The sequence below is a fragment of the Desulfobacteraceae bacterium genome, from assembly GCA_022340425.1.
Lineage (GTDB): Bacteria > Desulfobacterota > Desulfobacteria > Desulfobacterales > JAABRJ01 > JAABRJ01.
Genome location: JAJDNY010000039.1, coordinates 1 through 7,855, shown reverse-complemented (window position 1 = coordinate 7,855; position 7,855 = coordinate 1). Strand labels below are relative to the sequence as shown.

The window sequence follows — 7,855 nt, the reverse complement described above, 5'->3', positions numbered from 1 at the left end:
GCCGGGGACCGGCCTGACCGTCGGCTACAGCACCTACAAGGGTGCCCTGGACGCCCGGGGCACCGAAACGGAACCGATTGTCTTCACCTCGAACGCCGTCGCCCCGGCTCCCGGGGATTGGAAGGCCCTCTGCTTTTACGATGCCACCGATGACGAATCGTCGGTGCTGGAAAACTGCGTGATCGAATATGGCGGCGCTACATACAACAGCGCTGTTTACTGCTACCACGCGGCGCCCACCATCCGCCATAGCCTCGTTCAGTTCAGCGCCGGCCACGGCATCCGACTTTACTATTCCACGCCCACCCTTGAAGGCAGCGCAATTAGCGGCAACGCTCTGGACGGCATTTACGGCGACAGCGGCTCCCGCGCCCAGATAACGAATAACGTGCTCGTGGACAACGGCGGCAGCGGGCTGAATCTCTACCCCGACAGCGTGCGCCTCACCTCCGGCAACAGCGGTTCGGGAAACGGCCGGCACGACTTCCAGATCAGGGGCGGGAACGTCACGGCCAGCGGCGTCTGGGCCAAACAGCCCCTATATTACGTTGTCAGCGGGGATGTGACGGTGCGGGGGACGGCCTCGGAGACCGTGAGGCTGATCGTTGAATCGGGGACTGAGATGCGATTTGCGTCCGGCACCGGCCTGTTCATTGGATCAAGCAGTTACAAGGCGGCGCTGTTGGCCCAGGGCTCTGCGGCCGCGCCGATTGTGTTCACCTCGGACACCGCCGCGCCGGCACCGGGAGACTGGAAGGGGATTTATTTCGGCGACGCCGCCGACGATGCCTTGAGCGTCCTGGAGCACTGTGTGGTGGAGTACGGCGGCGCTTCATACAACGCCAACATCTATTGCTACGCGGCTTCCCCTGCCATCCAGTTCAACACCATCCGTAACAGCCGCCATGCGGGCCTCTACCTTTACGGCAAAGGCTCCGACAACGCCGTCATCACCTGCAACAACTTCAAGGACAACCCCTACGGCGTCTACCTGGCCGGCGGCGCCACAACCGCGATACAGCGCAACAACTTCCTCAGAAATCAGACCAGCGGCATCCACAATACCGGCAGCGGCGAGGTGCATGCCGAAAACAACTGGTGGGGCGACGACGCGGGGCCCGGTCAAGCCGGTGACGCCGTATCCGGGCATGTGACGGCCGCTCCCTGGTTGACCGCCCAAGCCGACTGCATCGATCAGCCGCCCGCCAACAGCCCCCCGTTTGTGCCGCAAAACCCTTTCCCGCAAAACGGTGCGGTGCGGCTGCCGGTCAGGGCCGAGGGGGCCCCGCTGGCAGTGGCCTTGTCCTGGAGCGGGGGAGACCCGAACCCCTGGGATGCGGTGGCCTACGACATCTACATGGGGGAGGGCGTGGACGCGCTGTCCCTGCTGGCATCCGGGATTGAGAACGCTGAATTTTCGCGCACGGATTTGGCCGAAGGCACCCATTACTTCTGGCGGGTCGTTGCCCGGGACGATGCCGGCCTGGAAACACCAGGCCCCATCTGGCGCTTTACCACCCTGGGCAGCCCGCCCGATCTCACGGTGAGCGGGGTCGTTTTGCAGCCGGCCAGCGGAATCGAAGCCGGTCAGCAAACCACCATCGCGGCCGAGGTCCAAAACAGCGTTAGCGGGCCGGTGGTGGACCCCTTTTGGGTGGACTTCAGCATCGATGATGAATCGATCGGCAAAATCAGGATCACGGAGGTCCTGCAGGCCGGCGGGGCGGTCACGGTCAGCCGCAATTGGACGGCCATGGTGGGCGACCACGTTCTGGCGGTGAGCGCCGACAGCACCGGGCAGGTGGCCGAGGAAAGCGATGAAAACAATACCCTCTGGCAGCCGCTGCCCCAGGTGCTGGACACCACGCCGCCTGAATTGAGCCATGCCGATCCGGCCGACGGCGCCAGCCGAGCACAGGTGGAGCGGATCAGCTTCACCCTGCTGGACCGCTATGGGGGCAGCGTGGACACCGCGGCGGTGTCCGCCAGTGTGGTGGTCACCGATGACGGCGGCGGGAGGGTTGATGGTACGCTCACGGAAGTCGAAAACCGCTTTGCCTTTATTCCGGCAGACATACCGCTTGCAGACGGACGCTACTGTGTGGCGTTTACCGCCGTGGACACGGCCGGCAACGCCCGGGACCACGCCTTGGTCTTCACGGTGGACGGGGAGGCGCCGGGCGGCTTGACCATCACCGGCGGCGGTGTCGCCAGCGGCGTGATCCAGGTTCGGCCGGTGACCAACCGCGCCAAGAGCGGCAGCATCACCCTGACGGGCACCCGCGAGGACCTTACCAGCGTCTGGGTCAACAACCGGCTGCGGGTTGCCATGGGGACCGGTGATTGGTCGACCGTCCTTTATCTGCCCGAAGGGGAGAGTGCGCTTGAGGTGTGGCTTCAGGATGGTGCCGGCAACCGCAGCGCTTCCGTGTGGGTCGATCTGCTGGTGGATTCGGCGGCGCCGGCAGTCAGATCGTTGCTGCCGGCGGACGGCAGCTTTTTGAAGCTGGCGCCGGCCGCCATAGCGGTGGAATTTGAGGAGGCCACCAGCGGCCTCGATCCGGCGGGCTCCCTGCTTGCCCTCCATGACGTCGATCAGGCGCCGGTACCCGGCGACTGGACGGCTGCAGGCAACCAGCTTTCCTTTGTCCCCCAAAATGAAATGGCCGAGTCGTCATACACCATCACACTCCAACTGCAAGACGCGCTCGGCAACCGGGCTGCGGCCGTTCAGTCCCACTTCGCCGTGGACGCCACCCCGCCGCCGGCCCCCGCGGTCGACCCGGTCGCATCCCCCACCCCCACCATCACCCAAGTCATCGGCGGTTCCAAGGAGGCTTATGCGGCTATTCTGCTGAACGGAGCCGAGGTGGTGGGGCACAGCCCCGAAACCACCTGGGAGTGCACCGCGAATCTTGTCAGCGGTCCCAACCGGCTGACCTTTCTGGCCCGGGACCGGGCCGGCAACCACAGCCAGGGCGCTGCCGTCGAGATCGTGTTCGATGATCTTCCGCCGCCGGCGGTGAGTGCTCTGACTGCCGACGGCCGGGGAAACGGTACGACGGTGGGACTTTCCTGGGTGGGTTATGACGAGGCCGCTCACGGCGATGTTGCCGCCTACAGGCTTTACCATGAAACACAGCCCTTTGTGGACGTCAGCGGATTGAGCGCGCGGGCCACGGCGGCTGCCGGCCAGTTCACCTGGCGGGCGGAGGGCCTTGTTAAGGGTGCGGTTTACTGGTTTGCCGTGGTGGCTGTCGATCGGCTGGGAAACGCACTGAGCGTGGTTTCACCGGTTTCGGCCGCTCCCAGCGATGTCCTGGCCCCGGAAGAGGTCGCTGGACTTGCGGTCAACGCACACGATGACCGCTTGCGCTTCACCTGGCAGCCGTCGGCCGACAGCGCCGGCGATCTGGCCGCCTACCGTGTCTTTTTTAACGCTGCGGCAGAGGGGGAGGCGCTTTCTGCAGAACAAACCGCCTCTGAAATAGGCGGCCTCAGCCCGGCGACGGCCTATCCCTTCAGGATCTGCGCCGTCGACCACGACGGCAACCAAAGCGCCGGCGCCTCGCTCACCGGCATCACCCTGCTGGAGAACCCGCCCGGCCTTTCGGCGGATGCCCACAGCGGTTGTGTCGACCTGATTTGGCAGGCGGTGCAGCCGGCCGCCTACGTCAAACATTACCGGGTTTACGTCAGTCAGAGCGCGTTTGCCACCGTTGCCGGTATGCGCCCGGTATTCGCCACCGGCGCCACATCGGCCCGGGTGGCGGGTCTTACCGACCACACCCCGTACTGGTTCGCCGTCACCACGGTGAATCTCACCGGAGGGGAGCGCCTGTCGGTGGTGCCCGTCAGCGCCACCCCGCTGGCGGACGCGGAGGGTCCGCAAATCAGCAGCTTGCGAGTGGGCGAAACTCTGCTGGCAGCCGGTCACCAGTTTGAAAGATCGGCCATCATCACCGTGGCGGCCACCGATCCGGCGGGCGTCAGCCGGGTAACGTTTTCTATAGATGGTGCTGTGTTCGCTACGGCATACAACGCGCCTTACAGTGGGTTTCTCGACATCGCCCCCATCGAGGACGGCAGCCACACATTGAGCGTCACCGCCCATGACACCTTGGGCAACTCGACAACCCTGGAATTCCCCATCCAAATCGTCATGGCACCGCCGGAAGCCCCGCGCATCACCCAACCCCTCGGCGGGGCTGTCACCTCCCAGCCGGCTATGACGGTTTCGGGCCGCGCCGAAAAGGGCGCCGCAGTCCGCCTCTATCTCAACGGCGTCCCGCACGGGTCTCCGATAGCCGTGGATGTCCAGGGCCACTTCAATATCCGAGCGACCCTGGTCGAAGGCGAGAACCGACTTTGGGCAGCGGCCGAAAACCGAGCGGGGATCGGTCCGGCCAGTCCCGAGGTGCGCGTCACCCTGGACACCACCTTGCCCCGGAGCCCGCTGGGCCTCAGTGCCCAGGCCAGGGCCGGCGGCGAAGTGCGTCTGGCCTGGCAGATGCCGCCCCAGGAAGCGGCGGCCGGTTTCGTCGTATACCGCAGCGCAGGGACTTTTGCCGCGGTTGCGGCAGCCGAAAAGGTCACGGCCCAACCCATCACGGCCACGATCTTCGATGACCTGCCGCCCCAAGACGGCACCTGGTACTACCGGGTGGTCGCGGTGGATGCGGCCCTGAACCAAGGCGCGCCTTCAAATGAAGCCGTGGCTGTCTCCGACGGGACACCCCCCCGGGCGCTTGCCATCCATTACGCCCCCCAGGGCAAGGTGGATTCGGTCAGCGGCGCCATGGCGCCTGGAAGGGTCCTGGTGGATCTGACCGTCAGCGAGGCGCTGCAGGCCGCACCTTTTTTGAGCATCACTCCCGAGGGGGGGCTGCCCGTGGCGGTGGATCTCACCCAGGCGGATGAAACCCGCTACACCGGAGTTTTTACCATCTTTGAAAGTACGCCCACGGCAACCGCCTATGCCGTCTTTTCGGCCCGCGACCGGGCCGGCAACCGCGGCACCGAGATCGACGATGGGGCCAGCATCGCCATCGATACCGACGGCCCGGACGTCATCCGGCTGTCGCTGGCGCCACCCGAGCCGATTAAAAACGACCCGGACAATCCGGTTATAATCAGCCTTGACATCGGGCTGAACGAGGCGCTCGAGGCCGGCACTTTGCCGCTGATAGAATGCCGGCTTTCAGGGGAGGGGCGTCCACTCCTATCGGTAACCGCCCCGAGCGAGATCGCCCCTCGGCCCGGCGAGCGCCAGTGTTGGCAGGCGCGTGTGGCACTGCCCGCCGATGCGGGCATAGAGGCGCCCGAAACCCTTGTTGTCACCTACCAGGGGCGCGATGGTTTGGAAAACCTCAGTGATCGCATCTTGTGTCAAAACCGTTTTCAGATCTACCAGGGTGGACTGCCGCCCCTGTCCCCGCCGGAGGGGGTTGTCGCCACAGCGCTTCCAGGCGGCCGCATCCGACTGAACTGGCAGGCCGTTGAAGGCGCCGCCGGTTATCAGATTTACCGCCAGGCGCCCGGGGAGAACGCCCTGGCGGCTTGCCTGCGATGCGACGAGGTCCTCGAATGGGTCGATGACCCCGGCCAAGAAGGGCTTTTTCGCTACGCCATCGCCAGCGTTCGGCAGGTAAACGGGGAGACGGCCGAAAGCGCCATGAGCGCCCCGTCTGTTGAAGCCTTGGCCGACGCCACGCCTCCCGAGGCGCCTTGGGATCTCGCCTTGGAGCTGACAGCCCAGGGCGTGCGGGCGGCCTGGCAGGCACCGGCTGGAACCGAGCCGCTGACCTACCGCCTTTACCGCAGCGATCTCGCCGCCATCACCACGGTTGCGGATCTGAGTCCTGTCATCACCGGCATCACCCAGCCGGCGGCCGTGGATTCCAGGCCGTCGCCCACCGCGCACAGTTACGTCGCCACCGCCGTGGATGCGGCCGGCAACGAATCGGCGCCGTCCAATTCGGCCTATCTGAACGCGGGCCTGCTGCCGGTGGCGACGCTTGACGTGGTGCAAACCGACAACGCGGCGCCGGTGGTCTCATGGACCCATCCGGGGGGTGGTGCGGTCGGATTCGACCTCTTTCTCGGGGCGCCGGATGACGGCATTCGGCTGAACCCGGCGCTTCTCACCGGGGCCGCCTTCACCGACACGGGCTGGAGCGGCGATGCGCGCGCCTACACACTGGTGGCGGTGGATGCCAACAATGCTCGGAGCCTGGGCCGCACGGTGAACCTGCCGCTGCTGGAAACCAGTCTGGGGGCGGCGGCCCGCTTGCAGCGCGGGGTGATGAACCGTCTGGTCTATGCGGTGGAAAACCGCTCGGCGGAGGCGGTGGCCAACGTTCGGCTGAAAACGATATTGGCCGGGCGCGAGCATCTTTCGGAAACGTTTGCGGTGGCTGCCGGGGCGGTCGTTCACGTGCCGGTCACGGTGGGTGGCTACGGGGAATTGCGCGACAGCGAAGACCTCTTGACCACCCTCGAAATCACCCCCCACGCGGGAGAAACCGTGCGGATAGCGCGCACATCGGAAATCCCGGTGGACGACGGCGTGCTGGTCTTGCAGGTCCTAACCGATGCGTTTACCCGGGGCGGGACGGGAGAGGTGCGGTTTGCCCTCACCAACACCGGGGATTACGCGATCGAAATCGTGACGGCTCGCAGCACCGGTAAGGCGGCCTCGGACGAGATTACCTTTTATCTTCTCGACGCCGACGATAACGTGTTGAGTGTTGCAGCCTTCAAACAAGCCCTGGGCGCCGGGGTGGTCACCCTCGCCAACGGCGTCAGCGTGGCTCGCATGGGGGCGGGTGAAACCTTCACCTCGGAGCCGGTGGCGCTGCCCGTGCCGGCAAATGCCCCGGATGCCGGGGTGGTTCGGCTGGAGATTGACTGCGTCTACCACCACCTGGGCCGGGACGACGAAGTGGTCATGGCCGGTCCGGGCACCCGCTACGGGGTGACGCTGGTCGATACGGCCTATCTCGGCGAGGTGACCGGCATTGCACCCCAAATTTCCACCGGCGATCAGACGGTTGTGATCAACGGCCGCGCCCTGGCGCGTGACAGCGGCCAGCCCATGCCGCATGTGCCGCTCAATCTGATCATCACATTGAACGGCTTTGAGCGCAGCGTTGCGGTTTTCACCGCCGCCGACGGCACCTTTGCACATGGCTTTACACCCCTGGCAGGCGAAGGCGGCACCTACGCTGTGGGGGCCGTTCACCCGGACGTGACCGACCGACCGCTGCAGGGGCACTTCGTGATCAGCAGGCTCGCGGTGAGTCCCACGGCCGCCACCCTCAACCTTCCCAAAAACTACCCCCAGCGCATCACCCTGGAGGCGACGGCCGGCGATGGCAGGGAAATCCGCAACCTGCAGCTGGTCTGGGCCGCAATCGACCAGCCCGAAGGGGTCCTGCCCCAGGGGGTCCATCTGGCTCCCGAAGCGCCGGTCGCGGTCTTAGGCCCCCACCAAACCATCAATTTAACCTTTTCGGTCTGGGCCGACAATACCGCAGCCCAAACCGAAACCCTGGTGCTGAGGGTTCAAAGCGATGGCGAGACAGGGCCGATCACCTGGGCCCGGGTGGCCATAACCACCCACTTTTCCGAGGCCGCGCCATTTCTCAGCGTCAATCCGCACCACCTGGAAACCGGGGTTGCTTTGGGGTCCAGCGCCACGGAAAGCCTCGTCTTGGTCAACAAGGGCACGGCGGGTATCAGCAATCTGATGCTTTCGCTGGTGACCCCCGATGGCGCCCCGGCACCCGCCTGGGTGCAGCTCAATTCGCCCGCTGACTTGGGGGTCCTGGCCGTGGGGGAAAGCCGGGAAGTG

1 protein-coding gene is annotated in these 7,855 nt (G+C 65.6%); it reads left to right on the top strand.

What is annotated here, in order from left to right; translation table 11 throughout:
* Positions 1 to 7,855, top strand: a 7,855-nt coding sequence (locus tag LJE63_03595) for a right-handed parallel beta-helix repeat-containing protein (GenBank protein MCG6905686.1), incomplete at both ends; no start/stop codon positions are given.